This window comes from Mycobacterium sp., from assembly GCF_046330795.1.
Classification (GTDB): domain Bacteria; phylum Actinomycetota; class Actinomycetes; order Mycobacteriales; family Mycobacteriaceae; genus Mycobacterium.
Genome location: NZ_JAXLSA010000004.1, coordinates 373,019 through 388,659 on the forward strand (window position 1 = coordinate 373,019; position 15,641 = coordinate 388,659).

General features: G+C 68.2%; 14 protein-coding genes and 2 pseudogenes. 2 read left to right on the forward strand and 14 right to left on the reverse strand.

Going from position 1 to position 15,641, the window contains the following annotated elements; translation table 11 throughout:
• Positions 1-5 precede the first annotated feature (5 nt).
• Positions 6-1,496 carry a glutamate-cysteine ligase family protein gene (locus tag U0R18_RS16280; RefSeq protein WP_526370181.1) on the forward strand — a complete coding sequence of 497 codons (1,491 nt, stop codon included), beginning with the start codon at positions 6-8 and terminating at the stop codon, positions 1,494-1,496.
• Between the two features lie 87 nt (positions 1,497-1,583).
• Here the strand turns inward: U0R18_RS16280 and U0R18_RS16285 are convergent.
• Positions 1,584-1,835 (reverse strand): annotated as a pseudogene (locus U0R18_RS16285) (C4-dicarboxylate transporter DctA); the annotation flags it as partial.
• Between U0R18_RS16285 and U0R18_RS16290 the strand changes: the two are divergent.
• Positions 1,793-1,963: pseudogene (locus U0R18_RS16290) on the forward strand (response regulator); the annotation flags it as partial. The pseudogenes U0R18_RS16285 and U0R18_RS16290 overlap by 43 nt on opposite strands.
• Positions 1,964-1,976: 13 nt before the next feature.
• Here U0R18_RS16290 and U0R18_RS16295 read toward each other — a convergent pair.
• The 13 genes from U0R18_RS16295 to U0R18_RS16355 all read right to left on the reverse strand — a co-directional run bounded on the left by U0R18_RS16295 (position 1,977) and on the right by U0R18_RS16355 (position 15,529).
• The gene (locus U0R18_RS16295) at positions 1,977-3,581 is read right to left on the reverse strand and encodes an HNH endonuclease signature motif containing protein (RefSeq protein ID WP_526370183.1); all 1,605 of its coding nucleotides are present in this window, start codon (positions 3,579-3,581) and stop codon (positions 1,977-1,979) included.
• A gap of 32 nt (positions 3,582-3,613) precedes the next feature.
• The gene (egtE, locus tag U0R18_RS16300) at positions 3,614-4,690 is read right to left on the reverse strand and encodes an ergothioneine biosynthesis PLP-dependent enzyme EgtE (protein ID WP_526370449.1); all 1,077 of its coding nucleotides are present in this window, start codon (positions 4,688-4,690) and stop codon (positions 3,614-3,616) included.
• Positions 4,691-4,695: 5 nt separating this feature from the next.
• A complete protein-coding gene (egtD, locus tag U0R18_RS16305) occupies positions 4,696-5,658 on the reverse strand; it encodes an L-histidine N(alpha)-methyltransferase (RefSeq protein WP_526370186.1) in 963 nt (320 codons plus the stop codon).
• The gene (egtC, locus tag U0R18_RS16310) at positions 5,655-6,359 is read right to left on the reverse strand and encodes an ergothioneine biosynthesis protein EgtC (RefSeq protein WP_526370188.1); all 705 of its coding nucleotides are present in this window, start codon (positions 6,357-6,359) and stop codon (positions 5,655-5,657) included. The genes egtD and egtC overlap by 4 nt, the downstream gene beginning before the upstream one ends.
• The gene (egtB, locus tag U0R18_RS16315) at positions 6,359-7,636 is read right to left on the reverse strand and encodes an ergothioneine biosynthesis protein EgtB (RefSeq protein WP_526370190.1); all 1,278 of its coding nucleotides are present in this window, start codon (positions 7,634-7,636) and stop codon (positions 6,359-6,361) included. The genes egtC and egtB overlap by 1 nt, the downstream gene beginning before the upstream one ends.
• Positions 7,633-8,901, reverse strand: a complete 1,269-nt coding sequence (gene egtA, locus U0R18_RS16320) for an ergothioneine biosynthesis glutamate--cysteine ligase EgtA (RefSeq protein WP_526370451.1) — start codon at positions 8,899-8,901, stop codon at positions 7,633-7,635. The genes egtB and egtA overlap by 4 nt, the downstream gene beginning before the upstream one ends.
• A gap of 40 nt (positions 8,902-8,941) precedes the next feature.
• Positions 8,942-9,370 carry an organic hydroperoxide resistance protein gene (locus U0R18_RS16325; protein WP_526370193.1) on the reverse strand — a complete coding sequence of 143 codons (429 nt, stop codon included), beginning with the start codon at positions 9,368-9,370 and terminating at the stop codon, positions 8,942-8,944.
• Positions 9,367-10,827 (reverse strand): catalase, encoded by a 1,461-nt coding sequence (locus U0R18_RS16330; RefSeq protein ID WP_526370195.1) that lies wholly within the window; start codon positions 10,825-10,827, stop codon positions 9,367-9,369. The genes U0R18_RS16325 and U0R18_RS16330 overlap by 4 nt, the downstream gene beginning before the upstream one ends.
• Positions 10,828-10,932: 105 nt before the next feature.
• Positions 10,933-11,346: a hypothetical protein gene (locus U0R18_RS16335; RefSeq protein ID WP_526370197.1), complete on the reverse strand. Its 414-nt coding sequence runs from the start codon at positions 11,344-11,346 to the stop codon at positions 10,933-10,935.
• A 69-nt stretch (positions 11,347-11,415) separates the two neighbouring features.
• Positions 11,416-12,450, reverse strand: a complete 1,035-nt coding sequence (locus tag U0R18_RS16340) for an aspartate-semialdehyde dehydrogenase (RefSeq protein ID WP_526370199.1) — start codon at positions 12,448-12,450, stop codon at positions 11,416-11,418.
• Between the two features lie 2 nt (positions 12,451-12,452).
• Positions 12,453-13,718 (reverse strand): aspartate kinase, encoded by a 1,266-nt coding sequence (locus U0R18_RS16345; protein WP_526370201.1) that lies wholly within the window; start codon positions 13,716-13,718, stop codon positions 12,453-12,455.
• A gap of 102 nt (positions 13,719-13,820) precedes the next feature.
• Positions 13,821-14,264, reverse strand: a complete 444-nt coding sequence (locus U0R18_RS16350) for a hypothetical protein (protein ID WP_526370203.1) — start codon at positions 14,262-14,264, stop codon at positions 13,821-13,823.
• Positions 14,261-15,529: a glycosyl hydrolase family 28-related protein gene (locus U0R18_RS16355; RefSeq protein ID WP_526370205.1), complete on the reverse strand. Its 1,269-nt coding sequence runs from the start codon at positions 15,527-15,529 to the stop codon at positions 14,261-14,263. The genes U0R18_RS16350 and U0R18_RS16355 overlap by 4 nt, the downstream gene beginning before the upstream one ends.
• Positions 15,530-15,641: the final 112 nt, after the last annotated feature.

Here is a 15,641-nt window from a genome sequence, read left to right on the forward strand (position 1 = left end):
TCGGCGTGGGCGAGGAGATCACGCACACCGATTACAGCCGGGCACACCGCCAGGAGTACCGGCGCAAGGTCCAGCTGTGCCTGGACGTGTTCGAGACGATGCTCGCGAACTCCAGCTTCGAATTCGACCGCCCCCTGACGGGCCTCGAGATCGAGTGCAACCTGGTCGACGGCGACTACCAGCCGGCCATGACCAACGTCGACGTGCTCGCCTCCATCGCCGATCCGGCCTATCAGACCGAATTGGGCGCGTTCAACATCGAATTCAACGTGCCGCCGCGCCCACTGCCGGGCCGGGCCGGGCTCGAGCTGGAGGACGAGGTCCGCGCCAGTCTCAATGCCGCCGAGGCCAAGGCCAATGCGCGCGGCGCACACATCGTGATGGTCGGAATCCTGCCCACCTTGATGCCCGAGCACCTGGACCACGACTGGATGAGCGAGTCGCACCGGTATCAGGCGCTCAACGACTCGATCTTCACCGCACGCGGCGAGGACATTCTGATCGACATCGCCGGACCCGAGCGCCTGAGCCTGTATTCGTCGACCATCGCCCCTGAATCTGCCTGCACCAGTATGCAGTTGCATCTCCAGGTGGCGCCGGCCGACTTCGCCGCGAACTGGAACGCCGCCCAGATCGTGGCCGGCCCGCAGCTCGCGCTGGGGGCCAACTCACCGTTCTTCTTCGGCCATCATCTGTGGGCCGAGACCCGGGTCGAGCTGTTCGCCCAGGCCACCGACACCCGGCCGGATGAACTGAAGGCCCAGGGGGTGCGGCCGCGAGTGTGGTTCGGCGAACGCTGGATAACGTCGATCTTCGACCTCTTCGAGGAGAACGTCCGTTACTTCCCCAGCCTGCTGCCCGAACTCTCGGAGGAGGACCCCCGGGCCGTCCTGGCGGCCGGACGCACCCCGGCGCTCTCGGAGCTCCGGCTGCACAACGGGACGGTCTACCGGTGGAACCGGCCGGTTTACGACGTCGTCGGTGACGGAGTGGACGGTAAGCCGCACCTGCGGGTGGAGAACCGGGTGCTTCCCGCGGGGCCCACCGTGATCGACATGATGGCCAATTCCGCGTTCTACTACGGCCTACTTCGGACGATGTCCGAGGAGGACCGTCCGCTGTGGACCAAGATGAGTTTCGCTGCCGCGGAACAGAATTTCGCCGCCGCCGCCCGCGACGGCATCGAGTCCCGGTTGTACTGGCCGGGCCTGGGCGAGGTCACCGCCGACGAACTCGCGCTGCGCCGGTTGCTCCCCATGGCCGACGAGGGCCTGCGCCGATGGGGGGTTGCCGCCGAGGTCCGCGACCGATACCTCGGCGTGATCGAGGGCCGCGCCAAGACCGGCCGCAACGGCGCGACATGGCAGGTGCGCACCGTCGAGGCGCTGCAACGCCGAGGACTGTCCCGGCCCCGGGCCCTGGCCGAGATGCTGCGGCTGTACTGCGAGCGGATGCATGCCAATGATCCCGTCCACACCTGGGACGGCCCCTCCTGACCCTCGAAGGCGGCCGCGCCCTGGGGGTGGGACGCGACCGCCGATGGCCGGGATACGTGGTGCTCAGGCCGGAACCAGTTGCTTCTCCTACGAGTCGGCCGGAGTGCTGTGGTCGTCGACCATGGTCTCCTCGTCGAAGGGGTTGCGTCCGTTGAGAACATCGTCCATGCGCGCCTTGTCCAGGGTCTTGGTCCAGGCCCCGACCAGGATGGTGGCCACCGCGTTGCCGGAGAAGTTGGTGACCGCGCGGGCTTCCGACATGAAGCGGTCGATGCCGACGATCAGGCCGATGCCGTCGAGCAGCTCGGGACGGTGGCTCTGCAGACCGCCGGCCAGCGTGGTTGGGCATTTCGCGCGTTACCGCGTGGCGCTACCTGGAACGTCTGGCCGACGACGGGGCCGTTCGGCGGGCAAGTGAGTACGGCCGGGCGGGACGCCCGCAGGTCCGGTATGAACTAGTGCGCTGACCGCACCCGCTCCTCAGAATGGCGGCGGTTGGGGTGGGTGTTCGAGCAGGTTACGTTTGCGTTGGGCATTGATGCGGTAAGTGCGTTGCTGGGTGCGGGTGGTGGCGCGTTTGGGCATCATCTGACCGTCGGCCTGGGGCGGGGGTGGCCCGCTGGGTTCGGGCAACGTCGCGGTGGTGGCGTCGGCACGTGGGAACAGCAGGACGCTCAGCGGGCGGGTGATGTAGGTGTGCCCGGTAGGTGTGGTGAATTCGATAGTGCCATCAGGTTTTTGACGGTCGGTGAAACCCGGCCAGAAGGTTTTGACCAGGTGATGCTTGCGACAGTATCCCTTGATGTTGGACGGATGGGTGGGGCCGTAGGGCCAGGGGTTGGTGTGGTCGAGGTCGGCGCTGGTGGCGGGTCGGTCACAACCCGGCGCGCGGCAGGTCAGGTCGCGATGGCGGATCCAGGTGGCCAGCGACGGGGTTGGCCGATGGCCTTTCTGTGACTCCGCGGCGGGCGGCTTCAGGTGGTCGATGGTGGCGCCGCGGGCGATCAGATCGGCCAGTTGTTCGGCCGGGATGACCGGGCCGCCGGGGATGTAGCCGGCCGAGTTCCGCCGCTTCGAGCGTCCGGGGTCCGACGGCTTCGGCGATTCGACCGGTTCAGGGGTGGCAGCCTCCGCGGTGGCCGCGGACGGAGCAAGTGTCTCCGCGCTGCAGTGCTTTTCGTGGTATTCGTGGATGGCCTCGGCGAAACCGATCGGCTCGGCGGGTGGCTTCTCCCCGTGAATCTGCGGGTCGACCGGTGCGGACACCGCCTCGGCGTCGGCCAGCACGTGGATGGTGACCGAGGTGGCACGCCCGTCGTCGACCACGGCGGTGCACTCCTCCCGCCCGCAGGCACATGACAAATGCAGGTGCCCGGCACCCAACGCGCCCAACGCATCGGAACGGCGCTGGGCCACCGTCCGCGGATCCTGGCCGCACACCATGGCCGCCATCGCCGCCAGGCGGGCATCGAGGATCTCACCGTCGACCTTCAACAGCATGCCCCAGATCGCGGTCAGTCCGTCGCTGTCGTTGTCGGGGTCGCCGATCCGAATATCACGCTCGCGGGCCCGATCCCGGGTCCGGTGCACCGCGGCCGGATCCACCGCGTTGACCCACAGATCCACGGCCGCTTCCAACTTGGCCTGCGAGAGCCGCCCCCACTGCGCCGCGGCCGTCGCGATCCGACTGTCCACGACCTCCAGGGCGTCACGATCCACGATCAGCGAAGTCCGCGTGACCGCGGTCCGGGCGATCTGCAGCGAGATCACGCCGTCGCACAACAGCGCGGCCACCTTCGGCAGCCGGGTCCGCAACGCCAACCCGAGATCCATCTGGTTGCTCGCCCGGCCCAGCGAGATGCCCAGGGCCGCAGCGACCTCCACACTGGCCGCATCCCAACCATCAGCCGCCCAATCAGCACGCTCGTCCCCACCGAGGCGACGGACCGCGAACTCGGCGATCACCGCCAATCGCCGACCCGCCGCGGCCGCCTCCACCGCAGCTCCGACGGCCATCGCATCCACCAGCGCCGCATCCCCGAGCCCCGCGACAGCGGATGACTCCGGCAACGGGTGATCGAACATGTGTTCTATATACCAGACCGGTCCGACATGATCTACGCGTCCGCCAGGGCCACCGCCAGCGCCTCGAGATCCTCGGCCGTCACATCCACATGCGGGGACACCCGCAGCACCGGGCCGGTGAGTTCGAAGGGCGCACGGGCGATCTCGGCCGCGGTGGTCACGATCCGGTGCCGTTCGATCAACCGCGCCCGCACCGTGGCGGGAACGACACCGGCGGGCGGCACCAACGTGGTGATGGCCGTCGACTCGTCGGCCGGTTCGACCACCCGCCATCCCGCCACACCATCGAGCGTCCCCCTGGCAACAGCGCCGACCCGGGCCAGGCATTGGCGCATCCGCTCCGGGCCGATGGCCAGGTACTCACCCAGCGCGATCGAATAGCCCACGTGTGCAGCAACATTCGCCTCGACTGCCGCAATGCTCTCCAAGGCGTGCCCCAGCCGCCCGGCCAGGTCCGGCCGAACCGCCAGGAACCCCACCCCACGCGGACCGGCCATCCACTTGCGCGACGAGGAATACACCGCATCGGCACCGACATCGCAGTCCACCTGACCGAACGCCTGCGCGGCGTCGACCACCAGAGGCACATCGACCCGGCGACACATCTCGGCCATATCGGCGATCGGTTGAACGACGCCGCGGTGGCTGGCCACACCGGTGAGGTGGACCAGGGCGGGCCGACGTCGGCGCAGCTCGGCCTCCGCCGCCTCCACCAGCACCCGGCCCAGCGGATCCGTCTCCAACCGGTGGACCCGAAATCCGTTGGCCGCCATGGCCGTCAGGTTCGGCCCGTACTCGCCGGCCGGACAGGCCAGCGTGCGCTCACCCGGCCACGCGGACAGAAGCAGGTCCAGCGCGTGACCAGAGCCGGTGGTGAACACGACGTCGTCGGCGGACAGCCCGATGAGCGATCCGATGGCGGCCCGTCCCGCCTGCAATACCGGTCCGGCCGCCTCGGCAGCCACGTAACCGCCCACCTCGGCCTCGTGCCGGGCGTGCTGCGCGGCCGCCTCGATCACCGCGAACGACTGTCGCGAACACGCCCCCGAATCCAGATGCACACCCGCGACCGCCGGCCTGGCCGCCCGCCACCGGTCGGCCAGTTCGATGTCGATCACTTGACGGCCAGCGACAACCCGAAATCTCCGGCTGGGTCGGTCCACCAGTGGGTGCGGGTCAGCCCGGCGGCATACAGTTCGGCATCGACGACATCGGGGGTGAACTTGCACGACACCTCGGTCAGCATCTCTTCACCCGCGGTGAATTCGACGGTCAGGTCGAGCGCGGGGATCACCACGGTCTGCGCTGCGTCGGCGCGCAGCCACATCTCGATCCGGCGGGCCGCCGAATTCCACCGCGCGACATGGGTGAATGCCTCCAGATCGAAGTTGCCGCCCAGCTCCCGGTTGATCACCGCGAGCACGTTGCGGTTGAATGCCGCCGTCACGCCCGCGCTGTCGTCGTAGGCACGCACCAGCCGATCGACGTCCTTGACCAGGTCGGTGCCCAGGAGCAGTGCGTCACCGGGGAGCATTGCCTCGCTGAGCGCGTTGAGGAATGCCGTCCTGGGCCCCCGGGTCAGGTTCCCGATGGTGGAGCCGAGGAAGGCCACCAGTCGGCGCCCACCGCCCGGTATCTCGCCCAGATGACGCTCGAAGTCGCCGCACACCGCCTCGACGGACAGCCCCGGGTACTCCGAAGTCAGTGCGGCCGAGGCGGTTTCCAGCACGCTGCGGTCGACGTCGAACGGGACGAACCGGCGCAGGGTTCCCGCTGAGCGTAGCGCGTCCAGCAGCATGCGCGTCTTCTCCGAGGTGCCGCTGCCCAGTTCGACCAGCGTGTCCGCTCCCGTGGCGGCCGCGATGGCCGCGGCCCGCTGCCGCAGGATCGTGGCCTCGGCGCGCGTCGGATAGTACTCGGGCAGCCGGGTGATCCGGTCGAACAGATCACTGCCGGTCGCATCATAGAACCACTTGGGCGGCAAGGATTTCGGTGTCCGTGTCAGTCCTTCGCGGACATCGTTGCGCAGCTCCCGGGCGGCGTGGTCGGCATCCAGGAGATCGGCCACCAGGGTCATGAGGTTCCTCTCAGCGGGGTCAGGGTCACATTGTCGGCGTTCCCGTCGAAGGAGACCTGAACCAGGTGCCGGTCGGGCACGTCCTGCCAGTCCGGATCGTCGTCATAGGGTTCGCTGGCCACCGCGACTCCGTCGGGCCGGCGCAATACCGACAGCGTGTCCCCCCAGGTGGTGGCGAGCAGCCGGGAACCATTGGCGGCCAGGATATTCAGGCGCGCATTCGGATCGGCCTCGCCCACCTCGATGATCGTCCGGCCCAGGTGGTCGAGACCGCGGGCGAAGATCAGCGCCGCGAGCACCGCGCTGTCGACGACGGACTCGGCATCGGGCGCCGGCGGCAGTACCGATCGGTCGACAACGCCGTTGTGCGACAACAACCACCGACCGTCGGTGAACGGGGCGCACGCGCTGGACTCGACGGGCATGCCGACCGTGGCCGACCGGACCGCGGCCACCACGCATCCCGACGTCAGGGCTGGGGCCACCGAGGCGAAGGACGCATCACCCCACAGGGGTGCGGCACTGCGCCAGCGGCGGGCCTGTCCACCGGCGAAGAACCCGACCCCCCACCCGTCGGCGTTGAGCAGACCGTGCTTCTGACGACGAGGTGAATAGGACTGCACCAGAAGGCTGTTCGGTGGATCGAGCAACAGGGCACTGATCGGCGTCGGCGCACCCAACCAACCCAGGTGTCGGCACATCAGGCATCCCAGGCCAGGCGCACACCGGAGAATATCTGCCGGCGGATGGGATGGTCCCAGTTGCGGAAGCTAGGCCGCAGGATGTCCGGCGACACCGCCCACGAGCCACCGCGGAGTACCCGGTAATCATCCGCTCCGAAGAAGGGTTGGCTGTAGCGGTCGTAGATCATCGGCGTGAATCCCGGCCACGGACGGAAGGCCGAACTGGTCCATTCCCACACGTCGCCGAGCATCTGTTCCGCGCCGTAGGCCGATGCCCCGTCCGGATGGGCGCCGACCGGCGCCGGGCGCAGCGCGTCACCACCGAGGTTGGCCAGCGTCGGCGTCGGCGGTTGACTTCCCCACGGAAAGCGCCGCCGTGCACCGACGTTCGGATCCCAGCAACATGCCTTCTCCCACTCGACCTCGGTCGGCAGCCGCGCGCCGGCCCACGCGGCGTATGCCTCCGCCTCGAAGTACGTCACGTGCTGGACGGGTTCGTCGTCGGGAATCTGTTCGACCCGGCCGAAGCGGGTGCGGCTGCCGTCGGGATTCCAGAACTGCGGGGCCGTGAGCCCCGCCCGCTGACGGTGCTCCCACCCGAGGACCGACCACAACGCCCGGTGCCGGTAACCGCCGTCGTCGATGAACACCCGCCATTCGGCGTTGGTCACCGGGACGCGGCCGATCCGGAATGCCGGGATGTCGACGACGTGCGCAGGTCGCTCGTTGTCGAGGGAGCCGGGTTCGTCGGCGGCGTCGACACCCAGGACGAACGGGCCCGCCGGGACGAGGACCGACGTACCGGCCACGCCGGTACGACCGGCCGGCAGGAGCGCGCCGGGTCCGAGCAACGGCGCCCCGGTGCGCAGGCCGAGGGCCTGCAGCATGGTCTCGCCGTGCTGGTTCTCGTGACTGGCCGCCAGAGCGAATACGAATCCGTCGTCATCGCCGGACAGCGCGTCGAGAGCATCGAAAGCCTTGGCGCGCACCGTCTTCAGATACCGATGCGCCTCGGCAGCGGGAAGGAGCGGAAGATTCACCCGGTGGGCCCGGGGATGTTGGAACGCGTCGTAGAGCTGCTCGACGGCCGGGTCGAGCATGCCGGGCAGCGCCGGGTTGCCGTCACGCAGCAACCACAGTTCCTCCTGCTGACCGATATGCGCGAGATCCCATACCAGGGGACTCATCAGTGGGTCGTACTGCCGACCCAACTCGTCGTCGTCGAAGTCGACCAGCCGTAGTGTGCGGTCCCGGGCACGGGCCAGGTGGTCGGCCAGCGTCTGTCGGGACGTCATCCCAGCGCCTCCAGGACAGCCGGCTCGATACCCATTTCCACCGCATTCTCCGCGAATCCCTCACCGGGACAACGTCCCCCGCGAACCGACGCGGACAGCCGGTCGAACGAATCGGCGAGTGCGGCCGGGACGAACGGCTCCGCAATTGCCAGGCAGCGGGTGGCAGCCTCGAACAGGTGGCGGTCCCGCAGACCGATCCGGGCGGCGGTGTCCCAGGCCGCGGCGACATCCTCGACCGCGGCGGCCGACGCGTCGGGGGCGCGATCCAGCAGGGTCACCAGGGTGAAAACCACTGCCGGCCAGAGCAGATCGGACACCGCGTCGAGATAACGGATCTCGATCCAGCGCCGCGGACGGACGGGCGGGAACAGGGTCGTCAGGTGGTAGTCCAGATCCTCGGTGGTGGGCCGGCGCCCGCCCAGCCGGACATCGCCCTGCACCCATTCGACGAACGGCACCCACTCGAGCACCGGCCGCGGTTCGGGATCATGCACCAGCATCACCGGTGCCTTCAGGGCGTACTGCGCCCAGTCGGTGGCTGGATCGAGCCCGCTGACACCGAGCACCGGACCACAACGCGCCGAATCCAATTCGCTCCACACCTGTTGCCGGCTGGACTGCCAGCCGGTGAACTCGCCGGCCAGCAGCGGGGAATTCGCGGTGATCGCGATCATGGTCGGGCCGAGGGCGTGTGCCAGCCGAACCCGTTCGGTCCAGCCGTCCCGCGGCCCGGCGTCGATGTTCACCTGGATGGAGGCCGTCGCCGTCATCATCGCCGCGCCCATGGCGCCGGTTCCGCTGCTCTCGAAGAACCGTTCCATCGCTCGGTAGCGGCCCCCGGGATGGATCCGGCGCGGCGCGCGCAACGGATCCGCGCCGAGCAGGAGCAGCCCGAGGCCGGCCCGGGCGAAGTGCTCCCGAACCACCGCACGGTCCGTCTGCATCGCGGTGACGGCGCCGAGCACGCCGGCGGCCGGCGGCCCGGAGAGTTCGACCGCGCCACCGGGTTCGACGGTGACGCGACTGTCTCCCGGGAGCGCCGGGAGGCAGGCGATGACCTCGGCGATGCGGTCCCAACTCGGGCGCCGAGCCGGGTCGACGCAATCGAAGCAGTGCGCTTCCAGTTCCAGACCGACCTGGCCGATCGGCCCGTCGGCCAGGGTGCCGTCCGCGATGTACAGGGCGGCGTCCACGGCACTGGTCAACTCCTGCTCGGTACGACCGAGCGCACCGTCAACCAGGGTCACTGGCACGGTGTACCCCATCCCGCCGGTCACCACCACTGTTCTACCGGGCCGGAACCGATCAGACCTTCGCCGACAGCTCGACGTCGATGTTGCCGCGGGTGGCCTTGGAGTACGGGCAGAACTCGTGCGCCTTTGCCATCAGGCCGTCGGCCACCGCTTGCTCGAGGCCCGGCAGATAGCCGATCAGATGAGCGGTCAGGCCGTATCCGCCTGCCGAGTCCTTGCCGAACCCGATCCGGGCGGTGATACCGGTCGCGTCGTCGAGGTCGATCTTGTCGTTCTTGGCGATCAGTCGCAGCGCCCCCAGGAAGCACGCGGCGTAGCCCGCCGAGAACAGCAGTTCGGGATTGACCCCCTCACCGCTGCCACCCATTTCCTTGGGTGGGCGGGTGTCCAGATCGATGAGTCCGTCGGTGGACTCGACGTGGCCGTCGCGGCCGCCGCCGGACGCGGTGGATTCTGCGGTGTAGACGACTTCGATACTCATGACGTCGATGATGCCAGGTTGGCCCGGACACCCTCTTCGATCTTCTTGCCCAGATCGGCGTCGACGTTGCTCCAGTACTCGAACACCCGCGATAGGACGGGTTCGCGCACGCCGTCGGACACGTGGCCGATGATGTTCGACGCCAACCGATCCCGGGCCGCGTCGTCCATCACGTCGCGCACCAGGATGCCGGGCTGCGTCCAGTCGTCGTCGTCCTTGCGCAGCGTGTAGGCCGAGCGCACCATGTCACCGTCGGAGGCCCAGTGCAGCTCGTCGGCCCGCACCGGGTCCGCCACCGGACCGCCCATCGAGTTCGGCGCGTACACCGGATCGGTGACGGGACGGATCCGCATCGCACCGTCCTTGCTGTAGCTGTTGACCTCCACGTGCGGTTCGTTGACCGGGATCTGCCGGTAGTTGACCCCGAGCCGGGCCCGGTGGGCGTCGGAGTACGAGAAGCCGCGGGCCAGCAGCATCTTGTCCGGGGACAAGCCGGTACCGGGCACCAGGTTGTTCGGTTCGAACGCCGCCTGTTCGATCTGCGCGTGGTGATCGGTGGGATTGCGGTCGAGCGTCATCCTCCCGACATCGATCAGCGGGTAGTCGCCGTGTGGCCACACCTTGGTCAGATCGAACGGGTTGAGGTGATAGGTCTTGGCGTCCTCGAACGGCATCACCTGCATCTTCAGCGACCAGGTCGGGTGCTCCCCGCGCTCGATCGCCTCGTAGAGGTCACGCACGTGGGCGTCGCCGTCCTGGCCGGCCAGCTGGTCGGCGTCCTCCTGCGTCAGATTATCGACACCCTGGTCGGTCTTGAAGTGGTACTTGACCCAGAACATCTCGCCGTCGGCGTTGCTCCAGCTGTAGGTGTGGCTGGAGTAGCCGTTCATGTGCCGCCAGCTCTTCGGGATGCCGCGATCCCCCATCAGGTAGGTCACCTGGTGCGCCGATTCGGGAACCAGCGTCCAGAAGTCCCACTGCATGTGGTGGTCGCGAAGATTGTTGGCGGCCAACCGTTTCTGGCTGCGAATGAAGTTCTGGAACTTCATGGGGTCGCGCATGAAGAAGACCGGGGTGTTATTGCCGACCAGGTCGAAGTTGCCGTCGGTCGTGTAGAACTTCAGCGCGAACCCACGCGGGTCCCGCCACGTGTCGGGGCTGCCCCGCTCACCCGCAACGGTGGAGAACCGCGCGAGCATCTCGGTCTTGACGCCGGGCTGGAAGACCGCCGCTCGCGTGTAGGCGCTGACGTCATGGGTGACCTCGAACGTGCCGAACGCACCGCTGCCCTTGGCGTGGGGTTGGCGCTCGGGTATGCGTTCGCGGTTGAAGTTGGCCATCTGCTCGATCAGGTAATGGTCCTGCAGCAGGATCGGACCGTCGGGTCCGACGGTCAGGGAGTGCTCGACGCTGGGCGCCGGGGCGCCGGCATCGGTGGTCGCAATCTTGGGGGACATGGGACACCTTTCCGTCCTACGGTCGGTCCCAGGCTTCCCCCTCGCCCGCACGGCGAAACGGCACCGGGGGCGACGATTCGCTCCCGGTGCCGTTCGGTGGTCGGATCAGCGGCCCGGCGTCGCGGGCGGCTGTTGCGGCGCACCGGGGCCGACGGGCGTACCCGGCCCGGTCGGTGCGTTGGTCCCACCATCGCCGGCGCCGCCGGGCCGCATCATTCCGGGCATCATGCCGGGACCGCGATCGTCGCGGTCGCCCGGGCCACCGGGTCCGCCGCGCATCGGGCCGGGCCCCCAGGGCCGGTCCATCATCATGCCGGGGCCGCCATGGCCGCTACCGTGGCCCCCGAAATGACCGCCGCCGGAATGCCGGCCGAGTAAGAAGCCGGAGAAGAAGATGACGGCGACGATGAAAACGGTTCCTGCGGCGATCCCCACCCAGGCAGCTATCTGGTAGAGCCGATTCGGCTGCCGTTCCACGGCAACGGGGGTGTCGACGGTGTGCTCAGTTGTTTCGGTCATACCTTCGATGATCCTCGCCGACATCGAAGTGTCAGCTGGTATGCGGCTATGAGCTCGCTATGAAAGCCCCTACAGCTGGGCTGCCAGCAACTCCGCGATCTGGATCGTGTTCAGCGCCGCACCCTTGCGCAGGTTGTCGCCCGAGATGAACAGGGCCAGGCCCCGGCCGTCGGGCACGCCCGGATCCTGCCGGATCCGGCCCACCAGGGAGTCGTCCACCCCCGCGGCTGCCAGCGGGGTCGGCACATCGACCAACTTCACGCCGGGGGCCGCCGCCAGGATTTCCTGGGCGCGGGCCACCGAGATCGGCCGGGCGAACTCGGCGTTGATGGACAACGAGTGCCCGGTGAACACCGGCACCCGCACGCAGGTTCCCGACACGGCCAGATCCGGGATGCCCAGGATCTTGCGGCTCTCGTTGCGCAGTTTCTGGTCCTCGTCGGTCTCGCCGGACCCGTCGTCGACCAGTGCACCCGCCAGCGGTATGACGTTGAAGGCAATGGGCGCAACGTATTTCGCCGGCGCCGGGTAGTCCAGGGCGCCGCCGTCGTGCACCAACTGCTCGACACCGTCGATGACGGCGCGGGCCTGACTCGCGAGTTCCTCGACCCCGGCCAGCCCGCTGCCCGAGACGGCCTGGTAGCTCGACACGATCATCCGGGTCAGTCCGGCCTCGTCGTGCAGCGGTCGCAGCACCGGCATGGCGGCCATGGTGGTGCAGTTCGGATTCGCGATGATGCCTCTGGGTCGACGACCCGCATCGCGTTCGAAGTTGACCTCACTGACCACCAGCGGGACGTCGGGATCCTTGCGCCACGCCGAGGAGTTGTCGACGACGACGACGCCGGCGGCGGCAAAGCGCGGCGCCTGCACCCTCGACATAGTCGCGCCCGCGGAGAACAGCGCGATGTCCAGGCCCGATGGATCGGCGATCTCGGTGTCCTCCACCTCGATCTCCTGACCACGGAAGCTCAGCTTCTTGCCCGCCGACCGGGCCGACGCGAAGAACCGGACCTCGGTCGCGGGAAAACCGCGCTCCTCCAACAGGGTCCTCATGACCTGGCCGACCTGGCCGGTCGCACCGACAACACCAATGGCAACCATTGCTAGCGTCCCGTCCCGCCGTAGACGACGGCCTCTTCGTCGCCGCCGAGTTCGAATGCCTCGTGCAACGCCGCGACGGCCTTGTCCAGTTCCGTGTCCTTGATCAGCACCGAGATCCGGATCTCCGACGTGGAGATGAGGTCGATGTTGATGCCGGCGTCGGCCAGCGCTTCACAGAACGTCGCGGTGACGCCCGGGTGCGACCGCATGCCCGCACCGATCAGGGACACCTTGCCGATGTGATCGTCGTAGAGCACCCGGGTGAACCCGATGTCGCCCTGCTCGGCGGTCAGCTTCTCCACGGCGACGGGCCCGCTCTCACGCGAGCACGTGAAGGTGATGTCGGTCTTGCCGTCCTCGACCTTGGAGATGTTCTGCAGCACCATGTCGATGTTCACGTCGGCGTCGGCGAGCGCACGAAACACCTTGGCGGCGTAGCCCGGTACGTCGGGCACTCCGGTGACGGTGACCTTGGCCTCGCTGCGGTCGTGGGCGACTCCGGTCAGAATGGCGTCTTCCATGGGGATGTCCTCGATCGATCCTTTGACGATGGTGCCGGGCTTGTCGGAGTACGACGAACGCACGTGGATGGGCAGGTTGTAGCGGCGCGCGTACTCGACGCAACGCAACATCAGGACCTTGGCACCGGCGGCGGCCATCTCGAGCATCTCCTCGAACGAGACGGTGTCCAGACGGCGAGCGTTGGGCACAATGCGCGGGTCGGCGGTGAAGATGCCGTCGACGTCGGTGTAGATCTCGCAGACGTCGGCCTGCAGGGCCGCGGCCACGGCCACGGCCGTGGTGTCCGAACCGCCGCGGCCCAGGGTGGTGACGTCCTTGGTGTCCTGGCTGACGCCCTGGAACCCGGCGACGAGGACGACCTGGCCCTCGTCGAGCGCCGACCGCAGCCGCCCGGGCGTCACGTCGATGATCTTGGCGTTGCCGTGGGTGCCGGTGGTGATGACGCCGGCCTGCGAACCGGTGAAGGACCGGGCGTGCGCGCCGAGCGATTCGATGGCCATGGCGACCAGGGCGTTGGAGATGCGCTCACCCGCGGTCAGCAGCATGTCGAGTTCGCGCGCCGGCGGGGCCGGGCACACCTGCTGGGCCAGGTCGAGCAGGTCGTCGGTGGTGTCGCCCATGGCCGAGACGACGACAACGACGTCATTACCGGCCTTCTTGGTCTCCACGATGCGCTCGGCGACGCGCCGGATGCGCTCGGCGTCCGACACCGAGGATCCGCCGTATTTCTGCACGACGAGCGCCACTGTTCGCCCTTTCCAGCGTGGGATTGTTCGCACATAAGGATAAGGGAGTTCCGCACCTCGTTTCTCCGTGCCGAGGTTCGGTTAGCTGGCGCACGTCGCCGATCAGCGTTGGCAGGCCTTCTTCAACTGTGCGATGTCCTCGTTGATCTGGTCGTTGATGATCGTCAGCTCGTAGTACTCCGGCGGCGGCGGGGCACCGGGGGCGTGCGGGGTGGAGCTGATCAGCTCGAGCTTGCCGACGAACTTGTTTGCCAGGGTGGCCAACTCGACCGCTGGCTGGGCCAGGTTGGGCGCGGTGACCTTCCCCGCCCGGTCGGCCAGCCCGTCGGCCCAGGCGGTGTAGGCGGCCAGCTGGTCCGGGTTCGGGAGCCCCTGGTCGTCCTTGGTCTTCTCGTCGATCACCTTCGACTGCGCGGAATTGAAGCTCAGCAACTCCTGCACCGGCTTGCATTCCGCGGGAACGCGGCGGTACCAGAACTGGTACACCAGCGTCGCGATCACCGCGATGACGACAGCCGCGATCGTGAACCGCCAGCGTTTGATCACAGGGACCACCAACTCCTACCGTCCGAGAGCAGTTCGACCGATTCTGCCGGTCCCAGCGAGATCGACTGCTGCCGGTTCACACTCTGCCCGCTCTGGGCGCTCAACCGGCAATTCGACGCCGCGAGGTTCTTGAACGTGTACCGGCAGCGGTTGGCACCGGCATCCGGCAGAGTGACCGCGGCGCCGTCGTGCAGGAAGTAGACCCCGTCGCCCGAGGTGTCCGTCAGGACGGTGGGCGCGGCCAGGGTGGTGACGACGCGGTCGGCGCCGATGTTGCCGGAGCTGTTGCCCGACACGACGGCGTCGCGGCCCCGAGTGCGCGTCGCGGCAATGGTGAATCCCCGGTTCTCCCACTGGTTTCCGGATATCGCGAGCGCGTCGACGTGCTCTGCGTCCACCGCGTAGGTCCAGCCGGCGTCGTCGTCGGTGCAGGCGAAGAAGTTGCCCGTGATGGTGAAGCCGGACGTGCGGTGTTCGGCATCGCGGGAGTAGATGCCGATGGCCGGACGTGTCCCCGGTGCTTCCTTACCGCCATTGCTGATGTTGTTGCCGACGATCTGCACCTGTGGACTGTCGGTGTCCAGCCACGCCGGCATGGTGTAGATGATCGCCTCACGGCGGGCGCCCTCGCAGATGTTGCCGACGATCGTGAGCAACCGGTTGCCGCGCATCTCGATGTTGTGCCGTGGCGCCCCGTCGAAGTGGTTGGCCAGGATCCGGACCGGTCCGCTCTCCACCGACAGGTTCGGGCCGGTGGAGCCGACGTTGTTGTTGACGATCCAGGAGTCGTAGAACCGGTAGGTCGTATGGATACCGGTGCCCTCGCACTGTTCGACGAAGTTGTCGTCGATCCAGTTGAGCAGTCCCTCGCGGGCCGGGTTCAGCGAGATCCCGAAGCCGGCCCAGTTGAGCACCCAGCAGTGCCGGAGATAACTCTTGTCCAGATCGACCACCAGGCCGGGTCCGCCGTGCGCGCCCGCGTCGATCATCAGGTTCTCGATGCGGGACATGAACCAACTGCCGGCGACCGCGGCGAACGGCCCGATGGCCAGAATCCGGACCGCGCGGTCGCCGACGCCGGTCAGATGCACCCGGGACAGCGGCGGATCGTGGCGACCCAGCGGGGCCGAGATCGCATAGGTGCCGGCGGGTAGGCACACCGTGCCGCCGCCGGCCGCGTCCGCGGCGAGCAGCGCGGCGGTGAGGGCGGCGTGGTCGTCGGTCCGGCCGTCACCCGTTGCGCCGTACTCCCGTACATCGATCACCCTCGCGACGGTATGGCCCGGGCCCGGGTCGCGCAGCATTAACCCGGACGAAACCCAGGAAGCCTGTTTCCGTAACAGAGACGACGGTGACTAGCAGTGGACGGCCCGCGGG